This is a genomic window from Vibrio lentus, assembly GCF_030409755.1.
Taxonomy (GTDB): Bacteria; Pseudomonadota; Gammaproteobacteria; order Enterobacterales; family Vibrionaceae; genus Vibrio; species Vibrio lentus.
This window is the reverse complement of sequence record NZ_JAUFQE010000001.1, coordinates 1,603,951-1,625,180: the sequence shown is the minus strand read 5'-3', so window position 1 is coordinate 1,625,180 and position 21,230 is coordinate 1,603,951. Positions and strand designations below refer to the sequence as shown.

Sequence of the window (21,230 nt, the reverse complement as noted above, 5' to 3'; positions counted from 1 at the left end):
TCTACTGATCGTTTCACTCCAAAAAAATGTCCCGCACTAGGCGGGACATTTTTATATAAGATAGAAAACTTCTAACTCAGGAATGTTAACTCTTAAACGTATTCGAGAGCTCTTTCAGCGATGTTGCCAATTCAGCTTGTTCTTTCGCTGTCGCCGCAATTTGCGTTGCACCGGTCGTAGACTCTGTCGACTTCTGCTCGACCGCCATAACGTTTTGAGCAATGTCTTGAGTGACCACGGCTTGCTCTTCCGTTGCAGTTGCGATCTGCTCTGTCATGCTGAATATCTCGCTCACCGCACCTGAAATATCTTGCAGCGTCTGCTCTACTCCTCGTGAATCTTCAACCGCTCTTGAAGACATCTTCTTGCTGTTATCAATCACATTGAACGCGGTTTGCACGTCTGATTGTAAAGAGCTAATGAAGCCTTCAATTTCCAAAGTAGACTCTTGAGTACGTTGTGCCAGAGTACGAACTTCATCGGCAACGACGGCAAAACCACGACCTTGTTCACCTGCACGAGCCGCTTCGATCGCCGCATTCAATGCCAACAAGTTGGTTTGGTCGGCAACCGACTTAATCACATCAATCACACTGTTAATGTTATTGCTGCTTTCGTGTAAATGAGTGATTTTCTCGGCAAGGCCGTTAATCTCAGATGCTAAAGTTTCAATCGATTGGTAAGAGTGCAGAACGGTATTCAAGCCGGCTTGTGATTGCTCATCAGCCAACTTAGCTGAACTTGCTGTTTGCTGTGTTTTAGCCGCGACTTCGCTCACCGTTGCCGATAGCTCTTCTGTTGCCGTAGCAATCAAGCCGATTTGGTCTTGTTGCTCAACCAAGGTATTAGAGTTGTATTGGCAAGTTTGCGCCGTCTCTTCTGCTGCTGAAGCCAGTGTCAGGCTAGATTGAGATAAGCTATCAATAACCCCAGAGAACTTCTCTAGTGTTTCATTAAGCGATGAAGATATCTGACCCAATTCGCTGTTGCCTGCATAAGTCGCACGAACGGTTAAGTCATTGTCATTACGAACTTTAGATAGCACTCGCGTTAGATCTTTAACTCGTGTCGTTAGGTCAGTGATCGCTTTAAAGCTCACAAACGTGGCGAACAGGGTGATCACCACAAACATCACAATGCTGGCCATCATCGCTGATTGAGCGTCCTGAGTTTTTTGCTCAGTCAAAGCAATCAATGAGTCCGCAAGTTGATTCTCTGTTTTCTTTAACTGAACAATTCGAGCCGTTGATTGAGAGAACCAGTAAACAGGGTCAACATCAAAACCACTCATTTTCGATTCAGCGAGATCACGAAGTTTTTCCACTTCTGCCACCGAGCGATCATTCAGTTGCTGTTTAAAGAAATCAACGTTGGCTTGGTTACTAAGCACTTCAAAGTTGGCGAAATACGTATCTTGCTCGGTTACCAAAGAGATGAATTTCACCAACATACCTGGGCCAAACTCATTTTTGGAAAAGGTATTGTTTAACACTGCACGTTCGATACCTGCGCGTTCCTTTCCTTGCAAGAAGTTGTAGTAAGCGATGGTTTCTGTGGTGATGGCGGCATCAGAACTCAGCTCTGCAATAAGTGCAGAGACACTGAGCAGCTTGGCGTTAAGTTTTGTGTAATAGCCCAGCGCTTCAGAAAGCGGAATCGATTGAGAATCCACTCGATTACGAATAGAAGTGATTTGATTTAAGCTTTGGCTTATTTCATTATTCAAGCGATTGATCTGAGGTAGATCGATCTCAGCAGACTGCCAGTATTCTGTTCTCTGAGTGCGTCTTTTGTCTGCGCTAACTCGTTGTGAGCTCAATTCACTCACAAACTTTGTACCCTGTGAGCCAATAAAGCCAGCCGTCATACCACGTTCTTTTTGCAACTCATGCACAAGTTCACTGTACACAACCGACAAACGCGTAAGTTGGTTTAATGACGACATTTCACTGGTGGTTTCTACGCCTTTCGAAATCGCAGAAACACTAAGCCATAGAAAACCTAAGATCGGTAAAATAAGCAAAGCGATGATTTTTTGCTTAAAAGACATATCGGTTAAATTCATTATTATTTCCCTAGCAGCTAACAAGTCTCTCTCAGCCATCGAACTAGGCACACTTCTAGTGGGCGCGCCTTAGTGGTGACTGGATAATTATTCAACTTAATCAATGGAGTTCAATTACCGAGCCACACAGATCGGTAGCCGGTGAAAATAACATTTAACCTTATAAAATACATTGGATTATCGACAAAACTGTTAGCTAACCGACTTAACTGTGCGAAAAGTACGTGCAACAACATTTTATTGACGTAAGCGTCTGAAAATTGACATCTTTTTTATAATCCCAAAGGGGTAGTCTTGCACCAATTATGTGCTCACGGCTAGCAACATATTCGTCAATGATTGTTCGTTCAGCGCAGAAATAGTATCTATTTCTGCGTTAACTGGCTGTCTATTCCTTGCTAACGATCTGTCTACTCTATACGGACTAACTATCTACTCCTTACTCACTAAATATGTATAATGCCGAGCTTGTGAAATTGAGGCTCGCAGCAAATATGCGCCAACAACTGAGAGGTATTTTATGAATTGTCCCGCTTGCGAAGAGCAAATCGGTTGGGAATGGGTTGAAGAGGCAGCAATTGAACCGAATGAAGAATTCGATTGCCCAGAGTGTGAAGAAACCTTGATGTATACCATCGATGAAGGCACCTATTATGGCGCGCAACACAAGACCGTAGAAGTGGTCGACGCGTAAATTACAGCCTTGTAGCGACACACTGGTCGCTTTGTTTCAAATACTTAGCAAATAACTAAACTGAGCAGCTTATTTTCTTGCTGGCTCTTCTTTACTAGAACGAACGTTCAGCATAAAATATTAAACATATGTTCAGACCAATGAAGTAGATGTTATGGCCAAAACCGCAAAGTTCGATAGACAAGATGTTGTAGACAGAGCCACCAACCTGTATTGGGAAAAAGGCTTTCACGCGACTTCTATGCGCAACTTACAGGACGTAATTGATATGCGTCCGGGCAGTATCTACGCGACTTTTGGTAGCAAAGAAGGTTTGTTTAAAGAGACATTGGCTCGCTATACCGAACTCGGCATTCTCAATTTGAACCGCTTCCGAAGTGAGACAGGCTCTCCGATTAAAGCGCTTGAAAGCTTTATCAAACGCGCGGTGGTTGAATCTAAACAGAGTGCGCCCAACGGCATGTGTATGCTGGCTAAAACCGTAGCTGAACTGACGGATGAACACGCGGAATTGTTGGGCGAAGCAAAGAAATCACTCAAAATCATGGAAGGCGAGTTCGCCAAACTGATTGCCGAAGCGCAAGATTTAGATGAGGTAAGTAAAGATCGAGAACCCGCAAAACTTGCTCGCCACGTTCAAGTTCAAATTGCAGGGCTACGCACTTATGCAAAAACCTGCGATGACACAGAACTACTCAACTCAATGGTTGAAGACATCTTCAAGTACCACCCTTTTTAGCAGCTGAGCTTATATAAGCTCAAACCTACAAAAAGACGCCCAAGTATTATTACCAATACTTGGGCGTCTTTTTATTTATCGCTTTTGAGCCAATCTTAAAGCCGATTGCTTTTATACTTTCCTCATAATCAACGCCTGCGCATTGAGCATGGCTTCTTTGGTGCTGACATCTAAGGTTTTGACGTTCGCAAAACGTTCTACTTCTTTAATCGCCACGTCGTGAGCGAAGATCACCAACCTCGCCCGTTCAATATCTTTTTGTGTGATGCGATTGCCAATCCCGCTGGCGCCCTGCGTTTCAACTTTTATTCTGACCCCGAGATGATGAGCAGCCTTTTCCAAAGACTTAGCCGCAAGAAACGTATGTGCAACACCAGATGGACAAGAAGTAACAGCCAGCACATCAGCCAACCCTTCTTCCGTGACTGAACCACCTGTTGTTCGATTCAATCGCGACTCGTCTTCAACGACATTCTTTTTCAGCAGTATCACAATAAAGGCTGTTGTCAGCGCGCCCGCTAATGTTCCGACAATATAGCCAATTTTGCCATCAACCACTGGCAATATGATCCAACCGCCCCATGGTGCATGGTTGATAACATGGAACATAAAGCCAACCACATTACCGACAATGCCACCAGCAACAACCGCGGGCAGAACACGTGCAGGATCAGCCGCTGCAAATGGGATTGCACCTTCACTGATGCCGATCATTCCCATAATACCCGCTGCTTTTCCGGCTTCGCGTTCGTCTCGTTTGAATTTCTTAGGTGATATGAAAGTGGCAAGAGCCATGCCTAATGGTGGCGTACAAATGGCAATACCGACGCCCCCCATCAGCCAAGGTTGAGTGTTCACCTGCGTTTGAGCAAACAGCGTCGCCACTTTGTTGATTGGGCCACCCATATCAAAGGCCGTCATCGCCCCCAAAATACTGCCCAACACCACTTTCCCTGAGCCCGCCATGCCAGTGAGCATTTGGTTCATCTCAAGCATCACATACGCGATAGGAGAACCTATCACCCACATCACGGCGCCACAGGTAATGAAGGTGCCAACTAAGGGATAGATGAAGATAGAACTCAGAGAGATCATGCTGTCTGGCAGTTTGATCTTCTTAAGTAGATTAACCGCAAAGCCTGCGAAGAAACCGACTACAATCGCTCCAAGAAAACCGGTGTTGTATTGGTTCACCGCCACCCAAGAACCAATCATTCCTGGCGCTAAACCCGGCTTATCCGCCATTGAGTAGGCGATGTAGCCTCCCAATACCGCCGTGAAAAGCGTTAAGCCCGCGATGCCCATCTGTGCGATATCAGCAAGCACACCACTTTCTGGTACTGCGCCATGGCCAGACATCATCACAGACAAAGATAAGAGCACACCGCCCGCGACCACGAATGGGATCATGTGCGAAGTGCCGTATAACAAGTGTTCTTTGAGACGATTAAGAGATTGTGCCCAAGGGCTTAATGGTTCGCTGTACACTTCATGATGGCTAGAAGCGTAGCTATCGAAAGATTCAGAATTCGCTTCAATGAACAGTTGTTGCGCTTCTTCTACTGACTCAGCCGCCTTCAATTTTGTAACAAAGCCATCTTCAATCAATCGAGTCGAGATCTGAGCCAGCACTTCAATGTGGTGGTCATCACTATTGTCTGGCGATGCAAGCATGAAAAATACATCCGACAGTTCACCGCCGTCTGCGCCATAATCAATACCCGACCGGCTAACTCCCACCGCCACTGATGGTTTAGCGACAGCAGAACTTTTCGCATGTGGTATCGCAATACCATCATCAAAGCCTGTATTACCTATGGTTTCTCGCTTCCACAAATCAACAAGGAAATCACTTTTACTGGAGAGCTTTCCCGCTGAATCAAGCATCTCAGCAAGCTCTTCAAATACCGCTTGCTTAGAGTCTGCCTTCAAATCTAAGCAGATAATCTCAGGCTCTATGATGTTAGTGATGTCCATGTGCTGCCTCGTCCGAGTACCAATTTAAGTAAATGAGATAAAGAGGTTAATGATATGAAAAGATTAACGATGCAAGCCCGCTCAATATATAGGACGAAAGGTGCATTAACTGGATTATTGTAACCAAGAATCTAGAGTGTGACGTCCACCTTTGAATTAAAAACGGGAATCCATAAAATTCACAGATTCAGATAGCCCTATCGATCCAAGTAAACTGTCGATCTAAGTACACCGAGAATAATAATGAGAATTGTAGCGGTAACTGCGTGCCCTACAGGCATTGCGCATACATACATGGCAGCTGATGCACTAAATAAAACAGCCCCTAAGTTCAACGTTTCAATCAAGGTTGAAACGCAAGGTGCTATGGGGATTGAAAATTTACTAACAGCCCAAGATATTACCCTCGCGGACAAAGTGTTGATCGTCTCAGATATCGCCATCGAACAACCAAACCGATTCGACCCAACTAAAACCGTATTCATTCCTATGGAAGAAGTGTTGTTGAGTGTGGATAAAGTCTTTATCAAGCATTGTCGGGCTTGATCCTTTCATGAACGAATACCAGATCACCTTCTTCGTTGACGACCCTGCCGCGAACTCACACGTCGCGCAGCCGCTTACTCGCTTAGCGAAGAAGTTCAAAAGTACCATCCGCATTATCAACATCACTCAAAACCGAACCGCCGATCTATCCAAATCTGTCGCGATGCTACAAGTGGGTTTACTTCGTGGTGATTTATGTCAGATCACCGCGGTCGGTATTGATGCAGAGCTGGCCTGTTTCGTTCTCAAAGACGTAATCGCCGAGCATTACGCCATGGTTGGCTCGCAAGTAAACCACGAATTCTCTAAAGATTTAGTCCAACGCATGCCGCAGATATGTCCACCGTGTGACATCAAATGGCACCATGCCAAAGCACAAACTCAGCTGACCAAATTTGAGTGCTTGAAAGGGCTCGCTCACCTCGTTTATCCAGAAGATCCAGATGAGCTGATTCTGGCGTTTATTAAGCGAGAAGAGCGCTCTTCAACCTGCGTGTCACCGGGCATCGCACTGCCCCATGTGATGTTTGAATCGACTCAAGATCTCTCGATTGCGGTGATCGTCAGCGACGAAGCGATTGATTGGGCATCTCAAATTGGCCAAGTACACGTTGCCATCGCACTCGTTCTGCCAACTAAACCACAACGAGAACATATTGTGGCAGCCACCAATTTAACGCGAAACCTGCTCCACGATCAGGTAAATGAACGTCTGCAAAAAACCAGAAGCAGTGTCGATTTACAAGCACTGTTGATGTACATCTCATCTCGCCTGCTTTAAGGCTACTCACTCAAAAGTACGGTCCCAACTAAAAAATACGGCTTAACTAAATAGAGCCTCGATATTCAGTCGGCGTTCTTCCGGTGCGATTCTTAAATACTCGACAAAAATAGTTCACATCCTTAAAGCCACAACGCAATGCCACTTCATTGAGCTTGAAGTTGTACTTTTTGAGCATGAACTTAGCGCGGTCGACTCGTACGCGCGTGATGTACTCGGCCAACGTCATATGGCCTTGTTGGCGGAACATTCGAGACAAATGGTTGGATGAAATACTAAAACGTGAGGCAATGCTGTCACGGGTGATCTGGCGGTGGAAGTTCTCTTGAATGTAGATACAAATCCCCTGATACACATCCTGTACTCGGCTATGAGATTTTTCGACGGGCGCTTCCAGCATGGTTTTACTGTATTGCAGTAGAGCTTGCAGCAATAACTCATCCATCGGCTGCTTGTTACTCTCTCTCGCTAACGAGCTGAGCGCCTCCAAAATGTTATCAATCGCAAACCCTGAACGAGTCTGAATACTGTGCTTTTGAATATCGAAAAAGCTCTCCTCGCCTTTGCGCTTACTCACCAAACTTAAACCCAACTGACGACGACCAAATAGCATGCTCAGAACCGAGCAGTCAGTATCCCAGTTAGGTTTATTCCAACAGTTCGGAGGGATGAAAATCGCATCTCCGGCTTTGGCAATAACGTTGGTGATTTTGCGATCATGACTCTCCATTTCATTAATATACTCTCCGTCTAGCACTAGCTCTAAACGTGGAAAGTTCACCTGATAACTGCATGCTGAAGGCGTATGAAAATCTCCAGCAAACCAGATGTTGTGAAACGGTTCTCGCTCATTTAACACAGACGAGATTAAGTCATTAAATATCATTATTCGAACTCTAGTGGGCAGCAATAAGGCTACGGGAATAGATATACCCCTTAGCGAAACATAGCGCTATTGAGCAAAATCACAATTTGAGATCTAGGTTACAAAAATCCAGTTACGGAAATAAATTTCCAGTAATGAAACTGACATAGCACGTTCCCACCATGATAAACAAATACGCTACAGCCCTTATAAATAAAAGCCTCAACACATCTTAAAGTCTGTCAACACCGCCCTAAAAACGACCACTCGACCGATCAAAATCACACTCCATTTATAACGCAACAATCATCCAGTAAATGCATTTTTTCTTCACTACAGAAGGTAAGCCGTAGATTCCAGAATACCCCTAACAAAATAAAAACAGAGTAGGGGTTCATTATGATCACGACATTGATCAATCAAGATTTGATTAAGCTTTCGCTTAGCGCTAATTCAAAAGAAGACGTATTTAAAGAGCTGATAGACGTGCTGTACGCACAAGGCCGAATCTCAGACAAAGTACAGTTTCTTGCCGACATTAAGGCTAGAGAAGAACAAGGCAATACCGGATTTGAAGAAGGTATTGCTCTGCCACATGCGAAAAGCGCTGCGGTGATCAAACCCGCGGTTGTTATCGGCGTCCATCAACAGGGCATCGAGTACGGCGCCGATGACGGTCAGCCATCAAAACTGTTCTTCATGATTGCCTCTCCTGATGGCGGCGATAATCACCATATCGAAGTATTGGCAGAGCTTTCTTCAAAACTGATTGAAGAAGGCTTTATCGAAAGCTTCATGAATGCTCAATCTGAACAAGAAGCATTAGAACTACTGCTTAGCAAGCCTGAGCCTTCAGAAACGGAAACCAACGTTGAGAAACAAGGCTTCATCATTGGTGTGACAGGCTGCCCAGCTGGCGTTGCACACACTTATTTGGCAGCTGAAGCACTAGAGAAAGGCGCAGCGGCTCTTGGCTACGACATCAAGGTCGAAACTAACGGTTCTATTGGTGTTAAAAACAGCCCGACTCAAGAAGATATCGAACGTGCAGACGCGATTGTCGTGGCTTGTGATAAACAGGTCGACATGGCTCGCTTTGCCGGAAAACGCGTCATCAGCACCAACGTAAAAGCACCAATCAAAGACGCACAAGGCTTGATTAAGGAAGCTCTCAATGCACCTAGTTACCAAGCTGAACAAACACCGACCAACCAATCCGTTGTAGAAAAAGCCTCACAAGCGCGTTCAGACCTTTATCGTTACCTGATGAATGGCGTATCACACATGATCCCATTCGTAGTCACTGGCGGCCTTTTGATTGCCCTAGCACTGGCGATTGGCGGCGAGCCAAGTGAATCAGGCATGGCAATTCCTGCTGGCAGCATGTGGAACCAAATTCTAGAAGTCGGTGTGGTTGCCTTCACATTGATGATCCCAATCTTGGCGGGCTACATTGCTTACGCGATTGCTGACCGCCCTGCTCTAACCCCAGGTTTGATTGGCGGTTGGATTGCCAACAACGGTTCTTTCTACGGCGCTGACGCAGGTACAGGCTTCATCGGCGCAATCATCGCAGGCCTATTAGTGGGTTACTTCGTTAAATGGATTACTTCGTTTAACTACCACAAGTTCGTTCAGCCGCTTGTGCCTATCATGATCGCTCCGATCACTGGCTCTCTATTCATCGCGGGTCTGTTCATCTTTGTTATCGGCGCGCCTATCGCGGGGTTGATGGATGCCCTTACTGCCCTACTTACTAGCATGAGCACAGGCAACGTGGTTCTACTAGGCATCGTATTGGGTGGTATGGCTGGCTTTGATATGGGTGGCCCGTTCAACAAGGTGGCGTTCCTATTCTCAGTCGGCATGATTGCCAGCGGTCAAACCCAATTCATGGGTGCGATGGCGTGTGCAATCCCTGTCGCTCCTCTTGGTATGGCTATCGCAACCAGATTGGGCCGTAAGTTCGACCTGTTCGAATCTTCTGAAATTGAAGCAGGCAAAGCAGCAGGTGCGATGGGCTTAGTAGGTATCTCTGAAGGTGCGATTCCTTTCGCCGCTCAAGATCCGATGTCGGTTATCCCAGCCAACGTGCTTGGTTCAATGACTGCAGCGGTTATGGCGTTCTCATTTGGTATCACCAACAGCGTTGCTCACGGTGGTCCAGTAGTTGCTCTGCTAGGCGCTATGAACTACCCAATGCTGGCGCTTCTGTGCATGGCGTCTGGTGCGGGTGTGACGGCGGTTACATGTATCGCGCTTAAAAATCTCCGCAAAGCCAAGCTAACAACAGCAGCGGCTTAAGCCATTTCAACTCCAATGGCTTGAGCCCTTCTACTGTCCTTTGTAGGAACGAGTAGAGCTCAAGCCATGTTTCCCTTCATGGTGATTTCGATGTCTGATTTTTCTTTAGCGAACGACTCGTTCGTACAACGCTTTTTCTACCCTATGACCAACGTGATTCAAAACTACGCATGGGGTAGCCCTTCTTCGTTTAGCCAACTGTTTGGTATTGATAACCAATCTGGAGAACCGCAAGCGGAGATCTGGATGGGGGCTCACCCGAATGGTTGCTCAATGGTGACCGATAATGGTCAGCAAACCACATTGTCGAACCTGATTTCGAAGAACCTAAGCCTGTTTCTAAGCGAAAAAGTAGCAAGTCGTTTTGGTGAGCTGCCATATCTATTCAAGGTGTTAGCAGCAGAGAAAGCGCTATCGGTGCAAGTTCACCCGAACAAGCAACAAGCGGAATCTGGCTACGCTCTTGAAGAGAAGCAAGGCATTCCGATGACGGCTGGCAATCGTAATTACAAGGATGCCAACCACAAGCCAGAACTGGTGTATGCCCTAACTGACTACACCGCGATGAATGGTTTTAGATCAATCAGCGAGATCCTTGAGCACTTCCACTACCTTGATATTCCAGAGCTGCATTCGATGGTCAATGACCTAGAGGGCGACCAAACTCCCAATGGATTAGCGAGCTTCTTCGCGAGCTTATTGTCTTTGCAAGGAGAACAAAAAGGCATGGCGCTGACCATGTTGCTGGTGAAGGCGAAGCTTTCAGATACACCTGTGTTCCAGTTGATTTCAGAACTGGAAGAGCAATACCCGGGTGATGTCGGGTTGTTTGCTCCACTGCTATTGAACGTGATCACTCTAAAGCCGGGGCAAGCCATGTATCTAGATGCCGAGACTCCCCATGCTTACATCAAAGGTACGGGCTTAGAGATCATGGCGAACTCAGACAATGTATTGCGCGCTGGGTTGACGCCTAAATACATGGACGTGAATGAGCTGGTTTCTTGTACTCGATTTAATGAAAAGCCTGCGGATAAATTATTGCTCAGCCCGATTGAGCAAGGTGATGTGATGGAATATCAAATTCCAGTCGAGGATTTTAAGTTCTCTATCGTGCAAAACTCACATCAGCGACAGATCACTACCGAAGGTGCCGAGATCCTACTACCTCTCGACGAATCTATGGTGCTTACTCACCAGTGCGGCGAAACCTGCGTGATAGAGAAAGGCCAGTCGGTGTTCATTCCGGCTTACGCAGAGAGCTACAAACTCGATTGCGTTGGACGTGTCGCGCGAGCTTACAGCTAGCTCTACAAAGTAAATCTAGCTCTCCCGAGTAAATACAAACACTGATCATGCCCTGCTTTGTGGGGCATTTTTGTTTCTGACGAAACTTATTAGCGTGTCAAAAACATAATCAAGACGCCATCAAATATGACCCATCTCACACTGCATTAATGATGCAAATCACACTTAATTTTGCTGGATACAAATGTACAGTGAAGGGCTTTTATTTGCTATTTCGCGAATCGGGTTAATCCATTAATTTTAATTCAAGAACTTCAATAGTGAATGAGTTAATAAATGATCACACAGCTAACTAACGTCAACTTAATTAATAACAATCTTCAAGCGAATAATAAAAAAGAACTGTTTGAAGAATTGGCAGAAATGTTATTTGAGAACAACCGAATCAGTAATAAAGAAGCCTTCTTGGCAGACATCGAAATTCGTGAATCTCAAAGCATTACCTCAATGGACGGCATCGCTTACCCACATTCAAAAAGCAAGGCAGTAACAGAGCCAGCTATCGCTGTCGGTGTTAAGCGCGAAGGCATTGAGTATGGCGATGAAGACGGCATTAACCCAACCGTTTTTTTTATGATTGCATCACCCGATAACGGTGCTGACCATCATATTTATGTACTACAAGAACTATTTGGAAAATTCAGCGATGAATTTATTCAAAATATCCATAACGCAAAAGACGAACAGCAAATCCTTAATATTTTAATTAATTCATAAGGCGTAGAAAATTATGAGCACCCTAACAACTCAAGCTACGAATACAAATAATAAAAATAGTAGTAGCGACTTTAAAAAAATCCTTAGTACCATGAAAGGCCATCTGCTTTTCGGTACATCACACATGCTACCTTTCATCGTAGCCGGTGGTGTTCTGCTGGCTTTAGCGGTCATGGCATCAGGCAAAGGTGCGGTTCCGGCCGACGGTTTGCTGGCAGACATCTCTAATATCGGTATCAAGGGCCTTGTTCTTTTCCCAATCATTCTTGGCGGCTTTATTGGTTACTCTATTGCAGACAAACCAGCACTGGCACCTGCGATGATCTCTTCTGGCATCATGGCTGACATGGGCGGCGGCTTCCTTGGCTGTATCGTGGCAGGCTTCATCGCCGGTGGCGTAGTGTTCCAACTTAAGAAGATCCCGCTTTCTGCAAACATGACGGCGCTGGGTGCTTACTTCATCTACCCGCTTCTAGGTACGTTAATCTCTGCAGGTATCGTACTGTGGGGCATCGGTGAGCCAATCAAACTGTTCATGTCTTCAATGAACGAGTTCCTAGCTTCAATGGCTGGCGCATCTAAGATGGTTCTGGGCACAATCCTTGGTGGTATGACGGCGTTTGATATGGGCGGCCCTATCAACAAAGTAGCGACCCTATTTGCTCAAACTCAAGTAGACACGCAACCTTGGCTAATGGGAGGCGTAGGCATCGCGATTTGTACACCACCTCTAGGCATGGCACTGGCGACGTTCCTATTCAAAAACAAGTTCTCTAAACAAGAGCAAGAAGCAGGTAAAGCAGCAGCAATTATGGGTTCTATCGGTATCTCTGAAGGTGCTATCCCATTCGCAGCGAACGACCCAATGCGCGTACTTCCTTCAATCGTTGCCGGTGGTATCGTGGGCTGTGTATTCGGCTTCATGACAGACGTTCTACTGCACGCACCTTGGGGCGGCCTAATCACTGCACCAGTATCAAGCAACATTCCAATGTACGTAGTTGGTATTGCACTTGGCTCGCTAACCACAGCAGTTATCGTTGGCTTCTGGAAGCCAGTAGCGGTTGAAACCGAAGAAGACATGGTTGAAGCGCCAGTACAAGCTCAAACAGCTCCTGTAGCAGGTGAAGGCGAGTACGACATCGTAGCAGTAACATGTTGCCCTTCTGGTGTTGCACACACCTTCATGGCAGCGAAAGCACTAGAGAAAGCAGGCTTAGCAGCTGGCCTTAAGATTAAGGTAGAAACTCAAGGTCAAAACGGCATTCAGAACCGCATCAGCGACCTAGATGTAGCGAACGCGAGACTGGTTATCTTAGCTCACGATATTCAAGTGAAAGACGCTCACCGCTTTGCTAATGCGAACGTGATTGAATGCTCAACCAAAGAAGCGATGAAGAAAGCCGCGACTATGGTGGCTATCTAAAACCTGAAACAAGTTAGAAGATAAAATTACTACCCCCTAGTAACTAAAATCCCCATTCGTTTTGTCAGCGAATGGGGATTTGTTTATCTAGGCGAATTGGTCACAAACTTTAGCTCTGTAACGTCAGTTTGATCAACCTTGAGGGACAAGCGTCTCTTCGGTTTCCAAATCAAACAAGTGACACTGTAGCGTATTAAAGTGAAGTACTGTCTCTTCGCCGCTGTTTGCAATTCGGTCTGCATCGAAAGGGACACGAGCCACCAGCTTGTCTGCTCCAAGTTTGAAGTAGAGATACAGCTCATTACCCATCGACTCGACCACATCTAGCCGATGCGTTTGAGTATTCACCTCAGACAAAGGTGCATCGTGGTTGGCCAATTGAATATGCTCAGGGCGAACACCAAACCACAACCACTCTCCTACTTTTTCACGGGCGATAGCCTGCTTATCTTGTGGTAGCGTCCAACGTGCACCACTTTCCGATACTACGTTCATCACACCGTCAATCTCGTCCACTCTCACCTTGATAAGGTTCATGGCTGGCGAACCAATAAAGCCTGCAACAAACTTATTGGCTGGGTACTGATAAAGATTCATCGGCGTATCGACTTGCATGATCTCGCCTTGATTCAATACACAAATGCGATCGCCAAGGGTCATGGCTTCCACTTGATCGTGTGTCACGTAGATCATGGTGGCGTTCTGCCCTTCTTGTTTCAGGTTATTATGCAGCTGCGCAATACTGACACGAGTCGACACACGTAGCTTTGCATCCAAGTTAGACAAAGGTTCATCAAACAGAAATACATCCGGCTTACGCACCATGGCACGACCAAGAGCCACACGCTGCCTTTGACCACCCGACATTTCACCCGGCTTGTTATTCAGCAGATGTTCGATATCGAGAGTCTTGGCAGCGTCTTCAATACGCTCATTGATTTCATGCTTTGGCAGCTTCTGTTGCTTAAGGCCAAAAGCCATGTTTTCGTACACCGACATGTGTGGATAAAGCGCGTAGTTCTGAAATACCATCGAGATGCCGCGATCTTTAGGTGGCAGCTCGTTCACACGCTTATCGCCAATGTAGACATCGCCTTCTGAGATATCTTCAAGGCCTGCGATCATACGAAGCGTGGTGGATTTTGCGCAGCCAGACGGCCCAACAAACACCATAAACTCACCTTCGCGAATATTCAGATCGACACCGTGCACGGCCTTAAAACCATTTGGGTAGGTTTTCTCTACCCCTCTCAGTGTGACTTCAGCCATAACCTGTCCTTAAATCAATTCGTTAAATACTATCTTTGCAATCTGTCGTTAAACGTTTTAGCCACGTTCTTGCAGTTGATTGAGCTCAAAGTGGGCAACCGATGCGATAACCAGATCCGCTACTGGTTCTAATTCGCTGTGTTGTGCCGTACCCGTCAGCACGCCAACATTGCTTGCGCCTGCATTGCGGCCAAATTCCATATCCGAAACCGTGTCACCAAACATGATCACCTCATGAGGCTCAATGCCACACTGTTCGCAGAATGCATTGAGCAGTGCGGGCGCAGGTTTAGGTTCGATATCGCCATCAGAGTAACCAACATAATCAAACATCTCGCTCAAACCCGATTGCTCTAGCGTGTAGATGGTTGAGTCTTTGGTATCCGCGGTCGCGATGCCTAAAATCATGCCTTGCTGCTTGAACAAACCGAGTTTTTCAGTCACACCCGGTAGGGCTTCAATCCAGCTTGGATTCTCTTCCACTTCGTCATTGAAAGCCGCTTTAGTCACCTTAGTAAACTCAGCGAGCGAGACATTAGGTTGCAGCATGTTGAACCACGCTGTCGCGGTATCTTCCACTGGGTTTGAGGCTAATAGACCATAGTTATCAACTACATCACCTTCAACACCAATGGCCAAGAGTAACTCAGCAGGTGTGACAGTTTGATTACCTTGATGTTGGTCAGTGAAGGATTTCACACGCTCACAAGCACCACGAGAAACGTTGAGCCACATCTTGTGGAACTCTAACAATGTGCCGTCTTTATCAAATAACATCGCCTTAAACTTCATCACGGCTCATTCGCTCCATTAGTTCTCCCCAAGTACGCACTAGGGGTTGGTTAAATTCTGGTTGTTTGCCGTCAAATACGGCATTGATGCAGCCTTCAAATTCATTCTCACTAGATGAAGATTGAGTACTTTTCGATCCTGTTGAGAATGGAAGATCTCCGCGACGAATATCAACTCGGCACCAACGGTAGCCCTCATCAATATGGATACTTTGCAGCTCATCATTCAGAGCGATTCGATCTGCAATCTCGCCATCAACCACGCACTCCGCGTAGTAAGGGTTTTCTGAATCAGAGACGGCAATTCGGTATGTTAGTGGCTGACCTTGAGAATCGTTGCCCGGTAGCAAATCACCTAAGTTGATATCAAACTTCAAGCCGCAACGGCGCTCTAGATAAACTTGTCCATTACGCAGTCCAGACAAGATGCCTTCGCCACTCAAACCATGGCTATATACGAAAGTTGATGGGTCACCGTAAATGGAAGGCTCATCCGATTTTGGATTGCGTTCATGGGGTTCAAGGTGTGAATCGCTGCCGCCAATCGCGGTAATACGCTGGCCACAATTCCACATTTCATTAAGAACCAATAACGCCTCTTCCGTCGCTTTCGGCGAGGTCGACCACGTTGGGTCGCAGCACACTTCAAACGTAGACACTTCGCTGAGACCCACTTGATCGTAATGCCAATGCCACGGCTTCATCATAGGGTGATTAATGCCAAGGGAACTGTGTCCACTTTTCGCTAAACTCAATCCAGCTTCCATGGTCGCTTGACTGCTGTGTTCAACGTTTCTGAGATCCAAAGACTTAACCGGACCATGCACATTGAAGTGCCCGAGATCAGTTGTGACTTCTAACGCCGGTAAGAACAAACACTGATTGGATACAGGCAGCTTAGGTTGGCAGATGTTGTGTTCGGTGAAGAAGAAGAAATCGAGCCCCTGTAATTCCACAATATCTTTAGCCGCTGCCAAGGTATTGTGACCATCAGAAAGCTGAGTGTGGGCGTGTAAATCGCCTTTATACCAGCGAGAATCAGAGCTCAACATGTGGCTGTAATCAAACTCGATATCGTGCTCAACTGTGACCGTTGGGTTCAGTTCTAGCTCACTCTCAATTCCGTCAGTACCTAGCTCGTTAGAATGATTAACTAACTCATCAGAACAAAGCACATCGACTTGATACTGCATCGCGCGTTCAGTTCGAAACTCACCTTCAAGGTTGTAAAGTTCTAAGAACCACTCGCCCGATGGAATCGCTCCATCAATCGCGCCTAAACTTGAATTTTGCGGTTGGATAGTGAGTGACTTGTGCGCTTTTTCAAACAGCACTTTGCCACGAAATGCTTGGTTGGTATCGTACGCCGCTGCGTACAAGAATCCTTTTTTCACCGTTGTGCCGGTAATCGCTACGCTGTGAGAACCTGTTGGCACATCAAAGGGGATACGTACTCTGCCAAACGGCAGCTCACCTTGAAATTGGGTCATTGTCTTCACCAAATTCGTCCTAATTGAAGGACTGGGTCAAAAAGAGGCCCACCCGAATAGATGGGCCTTTATGCATGCAAAGATAGTCTTAACCACTTTACAGATTAAGAACGATTCGCTCGGTCTAGTGCACGTTGTGCTTTCTTAGCCGCTTGTTTTAGCGCTTTGTCAGCAGGCACGTTTTGAATTTGAATCTGATCCGCAGCTACCTTCAGAGCATCCATGATCTTACCGTTGGTAGGGTCAAGGAAGTCTTTGGTCGCTGTGTTCGCTTGCTTCAAAGGGATCAGAGCTTGCGGGTTATCTTTGGTGAACGCTTGGTATTCTGGTACTTCAGACACGCTGTTACGTACTGGGATGTAACCCGTAAACATTGACCATGCGGCCGTGTTTTTCGCGTTGGTGTAGAACTCAATGAATTCGAATGCACCTTTTGCTGCCGCTTCGTCTGTGCCTTTTGGCATCACGTAAACCAGCGCACCCGCTTGTGGCGCAGAAGGATTTGAGCCCCAACCTGGCTGTGTGGTTGCCGAAAGCTTAGTGAAGTCCAAGTCACCTTGGTCACCCGATGAACCGGTGTAACCAAGCGCGTTGTCTTTCATTACGTCATCAATGGTTTTGTACCAGTATTCCCAGCCTTGACCACCGTAGTGAATACGCATGGTTTGATCATCGTGGATCCACTTACGGAAGCTGTCCCACACCTCAACCCATTCCGCTGAATCGATTAGCACTGTTTTACCGTCATCACTGATGATCTGCGCGCCGTTAGAGAAAGCCGCGTCAATCATGTTGTCTTGGCCCCACATCGGCTCCCAGCCGTAGAAGGTCACGTTGCCTTTCTCGTCACGCTGTGTGACTTTCTCTGCGACCTTTGCCACACCTTGCCATGTGTTTAAGTCTTGCTCGGTAAAGCCGTTATCTGCCAATACTTGCTTGTTGTAGTAAAACACTTGAGTTGTACCGTAAGCAGGCAAGCCGATGATGGTGCCATCGTCTGCGGTCACTTGGTCTTTAAACGCACCAATGAAATCAGAGAAGTTAAACTCTTCATCCATGAAAGCCGTTAGGTCACGACTCAAACCACGTCCGTGCATTGCTTCCGCACGACCTGAATCTAATAGCACAAGTTCAGGTGCCGTTTTAGATGCGAGGCCTGCTTGCAGCTTCTGGTAGGTTTCTGTGTAGTTACCTTGCAACGCAGGCTTCACCACATACTCATCTTGGCTCGCGTTGAACTCTTCGATGAGCTTCGTCATCATTTGCTGTGGCTTAGTACCACCGGAATACCAAAAGTTAACTTCGGTTGCCGCAAGAACACTGCTAGAGAACATAGACGCGCTTGCTGCGCCAGCACACACTAGTGCGAGAGTTTTTAATTTCATTTCCGTTTACTCTTTTACGCCGTTATCGGCGATACCTGAAAGAATCGTCTTTTGACAAATGACGAATAGAATTAACAAAGGCAATACTGCAATGGTGCTCGCCGCCATGATTTGCGACCAGTTCAACCCATAGTTACCTTCGGCAATAAAGTAGTGACGAATCCCGGTCGCAATCAGGTTAAGATCCTGAGTGGTGATAACCAAGCTAGGCCACATGTAGCTGTTGTAATTGGTAATAAAAGTGATGAGGAACAGTGTTGCGACTGCTGCTCGGCATTGCGGTAAGATGATTGCCCATAAGATCTTGAGCTCACCTGCACCATCAATTCGTGCCGCTTCAATCAGCGACGGATGCACCTTGATAAACACTTGGCGTAGATAGAACACACCGAAAACCGACGCCGCGTTCGACGCCACTAGTCCCATGTGTGAATCCAACAAGCCCAGTTTTGCCAAGGTGATGTAAGACGGAATGTAAGTCACTGCGCCCGGCAGCATGTAACAGCCCATCACGATGAAATAGAGCACCGTCTTCGAGCGAAACTTCAGCTGAGTCAACGCGTATGCAAACATCGCGGAATTCACAATCACCAACAGGGTAGTGAACAAAGCCACGCTAAAACTGTTGAAGATGTACAAGCCAAACGGCGCGCTGTGAAAGGCTTTGACAAAGGTTTCCCAGCGAAATTGCTCTGGAATCAAGTCCAGCGGGTTAGCAAAGATTTCATCGTTGCTTTTCAGCGAACCAGACAGCATCCATAAGAACGGGAATACCATGATGGTTCCGCAGGTTGCCAAGAACAGGTGCTTAGTCAGTGCGATAAACGAACGGCGATCCACTGAGCTTTTCTTTGACGCAATCTCTGATTTGGTCGCTTTGGTTTGGGCTTTGACTTTAGATACAGCCGCTCTTTGATTTAAGACTTGGTTGGCATCCAATACTTGCGTGGTCATAATTCTGTCCTTTCAAAAATCGACTAGTAGTACACCCAGCGCTTGCCGATGTAGGTATTAATAAGTGCCAGCAATCCAGTAATCAGGAATATCACTAACGATGTCGCGGCCGCAGGTCCCATTTCGTAACGCTCAAACGCTTGTTGGTAGAACAAGTACAACAAGGTGCGTGTCTCACCGCCCGGCCCGCCCTGCGTTAAGATCTGGAACTGATCGAACGCCTGCATTGCCGTGATAATGTTGACCACCACCAAGAAGAATGTGGTTGGCGAGATAAGCGGTAACGTGATTTTTAGAAAACGCGTTAGGCTGCTACAACCATCAATCAAAGACGCCTCATACAGTGACTCTGGAATCTTGTTAAGTGCGCTGATGTAGAACAACATCGTCCAACCAATCGCCTGCCACACCGTCACGATAATCACCGCAATCAAGGCTGTGTTTCCGTTCTCTAGCCATGGAATTGCGCTAAACCCTGCCGACTCTAATAAGTGATTGGCCAAGCCCGACTTGGTCTCGAACACCCAAGACCAAACAATCGACACCGCGACCGTTGGCGTGATCCAAGGCGAGAAAATCACCGCACGATAAAACTGGCTACCCTTGAAGTTTTTGTGCAGCAACATCGCAAACACGAGTCCAAGAATGATGGTTGGAATCACCACACCGACCGAGAACCAAAACGTGTTGAGCACCGCTTGAATGAACTCGTAGTCCTCAACCATGTACTCGTAATTTTCTAAACCGATGAACGAATAATCTGGCGAGATATAATCCCAATCGGTAAAGCTGATATAAATTGAATAACCAAATGGTACGAGCCAAAAAGTAAACAGTGGCACCAACAACGGTGCGGTAAATAACAGTACCTTTAAGCGGTTTTTCATTGGTTGTGAGAAAGCACTCATGGTGACCTCGTCCTTATTTGTATGCGGTTAAACTAAGTGTTTTTTATGACAGGTTAGTAAGAGCGCCCTTCATTTTTTTTATGGCTATCCATAAGAAAATCTTTACTCCAGTTCACCGTCTTCCATCTGGTGATAAAGCCAATCGCAGAAGAAATTCACCTTGGCACTGCGACTGTGTTTGGTAATCAGATAGTGGGCAGATTCGGCAGGCATCGACGATTCACTTGCCAATACAAGGTCTTCTTTCTTGAGTAATTCAGACACCGCGAGCGAACGCACCAGCAACATTCCAATGCCATGTTTGACCGCTTCTAAGGCATGTAAAGAGTTACTCACTTCGAGCAGAACTTTCGGTAAAGTCATCTCGAATTGGTTATGCCCAAGCCATTGCAACCAGTTCTCTCGATAGCCTTTCACCTGAACCGTTGGCAGAGCAGCGAAGTCGGGCTTGCTGAGTAATTCTTGATGCTCGGCTTTGAATTGAGGACTACACACCAACTGCCAATGTTCTTGAAACAGTCGCTCGCAATGGGTGTCTTCACTTTCGACCTTGCCGTTGGTCAGTTCGATATCGACATTCTGACAAGGGGTAGTTGATGGCCAGTCCACCAGCTGAATATCGAGCCTGATAAAAGGGTATTTTTGATAAAAGGATGGCAGGCGAGGTAACAGCCAGTTATGGCAAAAGGTATGGTTAACGCGCAGGCTTAACACATCGGTTTCTTTTTCCCCGAACAGGATTTGAGTCTGCAGCTTCAAGTGAGCAAGCGAGCCCGCAACAATCGGTTGATAATGTTGAGCTGAAGAGGTCAGCTTCACGCCTTTAGAGCTGCGTTCAAACAGGGTAGTATCGAGAAAGGCTTCTAAACTTTTGAGCTGCTGGCTCACCGCAGCTTGAGTCACACAAAGCTCTCGAGCAGCGGCGCCAATGGAACCAAGACGAGCAACAGCTTCGAACGCAACAAGGGCGCGTAGAGGGGGCAACATGGCTTCACCTGATTGAAATAAAAG

At 46.5% G+C, this 21,230-nt stretch carries 18 protein-coding genes; 8 read left to right on the top strand and 10 right to left on the bottom strand.

Features of this window, described 5'->3' with window-relative positions; translation table 11 throughout:
* Nucleotides 1-85 precede the first annotated feature (85 nt).
* A complete protein-coding gene (locus QWZ07_RS06830; protein ID WP_192852495.1) occupies nt 86-2,065 on the bottom strand; it encodes a methyl-accepting chemotaxis protein in 1,980 nt (659 codons plus the stop codon).
* Nucleotides 2,066-2,585: 520 nt separating this feature from the next.
* Here QWZ07_RS06830 and QWZ07_RS06825 point away from each other — a divergent pair.
* On the top strand, nt 2,586-2,759 hold the full coding sequence (locus QWZ07_RS06825) for a hypothetical protein (protein ID WP_017083117.1): 174 nt from the start codon (nt 2,586-2,588) through the stop codon (nt 2,757-2,759).
* A gap of 154 nt (nt 2,760-2,913) precedes the next feature.
* Nucleotides 2,914-3,498, top strand: coding sequence for a TetR/AcrR family transcriptional regulator (locus tag QWZ07_RS06820; protein WP_192852494.1), 585 nt, complete (start codon nt 2,914-2,916; stop codon nt 3,496-3,498).
* 111 nt (nt 3,499-3,609) lie between these two features.
* On the opposite strand, the gene QWZ07_RS06815 is transcribed toward QWZ07_RS06820, so the two are convergent.
* Nucleotides 3,610-5,475, bottom strand: coding sequence for a fructose-specific PTS transporter subunit EIIC (locus QWZ07_RS06815; RefSeq protein ID WP_192852493.1), 1,866 nt, complete (start codon nt 5,473-5,475; stop codon nt 3,610-3,612).
* Between the two features lie 243 nt (nt 5,476-5,718).
* On the opposite strand from QWZ07_RS06815, the gene QWZ07_RS06810 reads away from it, so the two are divergent.
* Together QWZ07_RS06810 and QWZ07_RS06805 are read left to right on the top strand one after the other, a co-directional pair.
* Nucleotides 5,719-6,021, top strand: a complete 303-nt coding sequence (locus QWZ07_RS06810) for a PTS fructose transporter subunit IIB (protein ID WP_192852492.1) — start codon at nt 5,719-5,721, stop codon at nt 6,019-6,021.
* Between the two features lie 7 nt (nt 6,022-6,028).
* Nucleotides 6,029-6,802 carry a PTS sugar transporter subunit IIA gene (locus QWZ07_RS06805; protein ID WP_192852491.1) on the top strand — a complete coding sequence of 258 codons (774 nt, stop codon included), beginning with the start codon at nt 6,029-6,031 and terminating at the stop codon, nt 6,800-6,802.
* 46 nt (nt 6,803-6,848) lie between these two features.
* Here the strand turns inward: QWZ07_RS06805 and QWZ07_RS06800 are convergent, their stop codons facing one another.
* Nucleotides 6,849-7,688, bottom strand: a complete 840-nt coding sequence (locus QWZ07_RS06800) for a helix-turn-helix transcriptional regulator (RefSeq protein WP_192852490.1) — start codon at nt 7,686-7,688, stop codon at nt 6,849-6,851.
* A gap of 378 nt (nt 7,689-8,066) precedes the next feature.
* On the opposite strand from QWZ07_RS06800, the gene QWZ07_RS06795 reads away from it, so the two are divergent.
* The 4 genes from QWZ07_RS06795 (at nt 8,067) to QWZ07_RS06780 (ending at nt 13,422) form a co-directional block, all read left to right on the top strand.
* Nucleotides 8,067-9,971, top strand: coding sequence for a PTS fructose transporter subunit IIABC (locus tag QWZ07_RS06795; protein WP_192852489.1), 1,905 nt, complete (start codon nt 8,067-8,069; stop codon nt 9,969-9,971).
* Nucleotides 9,972-10,061: 90 nt separating this feature from the next.
* Nucleotides 10,062-11,279, top strand: coding sequence for a mannose-6-phosphate isomerase, class I (gene manA, locus QWZ07_RS06790; RefSeq protein ID WP_192852488.1), 1,218 nt, complete (start codon nt 10,062-10,064; stop codon nt 11,277-11,279).
* A gap of 276 nt (nt 11,280-11,555) precedes the next feature.
* A complete protein-coding gene (locus QWZ07_RS06785; RefSeq protein ID WP_192852487.1) occupies nt 11,556-11,996 on the top strand; it encodes a PTS sugar transporter subunit IIA in 441 nt (146 codons plus the stop codon).
* A gap of 13 nt (nt 11,997-12,009) precedes the next feature.
* Nucleotides 12,010-13,422, top strand: coding sequence for a PTS fructose transporter subunit IIBC (locus tag QWZ07_RS06780; RefSeq protein WP_017104538.1), 1,413 nt, complete (start codon nt 12,010-12,012; stop codon nt 13,420-13,422).
* A 132-nt stretch (nt 13,423-13,554) separates the two neighbouring features.
* Here the strand turns inward: QWZ07_RS06780 and QWZ07_RS06775 are convergent, their stop codons facing one another.
* From QWZ07_RS06775 to QWZ07_RS06745, 7 genes are all read right to left on the bottom strand, one after another.
* Nucleotides 13,555-14,691 (bottom strand): ABC transporter ATP-binding protein, encoded by a 1,137-nt coding sequence (locus tag QWZ07_RS06775; RefSeq protein WP_076667132.1) that lies wholly within the window; start codon nt 14,689-14,691, stop codon nt 13,555-13,557.
* 57 nt (nt 14,692-14,748) lie between these two features.
* Nucleotides 14,749-15,483: an HAD family hydrolase gene (locus QWZ07_RS06770; RefSeq protein WP_099165841.1), complete on the bottom strand. Its 735-nt coding sequence runs from the start codon at nt 15,481-15,483 to the stop codon at nt 14,749-14,751.
* Nucleotides 15,473-16,972, bottom strand: coding sequence for a CehA/McbA family metallohydrolase (locus QWZ07_RS06765; RefSeq protein ID WP_192852486.1), 1,500 nt, complete (start codon nt 16,970-16,972; stop codon nt 15,473-15,475). The genes QWZ07_RS06770 and QWZ07_RS06765 overlap by 11 nt, the downstream gene beginning before the upstream one ends.
* 104 nt (nt 16,973-17,076) lie before the next feature.
* Nucleotides 17,077-18,357, bottom strand: a complete 1,281-nt coding sequence (locus tag QWZ07_RS06760) for an extracellular solute-binding protein (protein ID WP_192852485.1) — start codon at nt 18,355-18,357, stop codon at nt 17,077-17,079.
* Nucleotides 18,358-18,363: 6 nt separating this feature from the next.
* Complete coding sequence (locus QWZ07_RS06755; protein ID WP_192852484.1) at nt 18,364-19,311, bottom strand: carbohydrate ABC transporter permease; 948 nt, start codon at nt 19,309-19,311, stop codon at nt 18,364-18,366.
* Between the two features lie 23 nt (nt 19,312-19,334).
* Nucleotides 19,335-20,219, bottom strand: coding sequence for a carbohydrate ABC transporter permease (locus QWZ07_RS06750; protein WP_017074494.1), 885 nt, complete (start codon nt 20,217-20,219; stop codon nt 19,335-19,337).
* A 102-nt stretch (nt 20,220-20,321) separates the two neighbouring features.
* Entirely contained in the window at nt 20,322-21,206 is an 885-nt protein-coding gene (locus tag QWZ07_RS06745; protein ID WP_192852483.1) for a LysR substrate-binding domain-containing protein, read from the bottom strand.
* Nucleotides 21,207-21,230 lie beyond the last annotated feature (24 nt).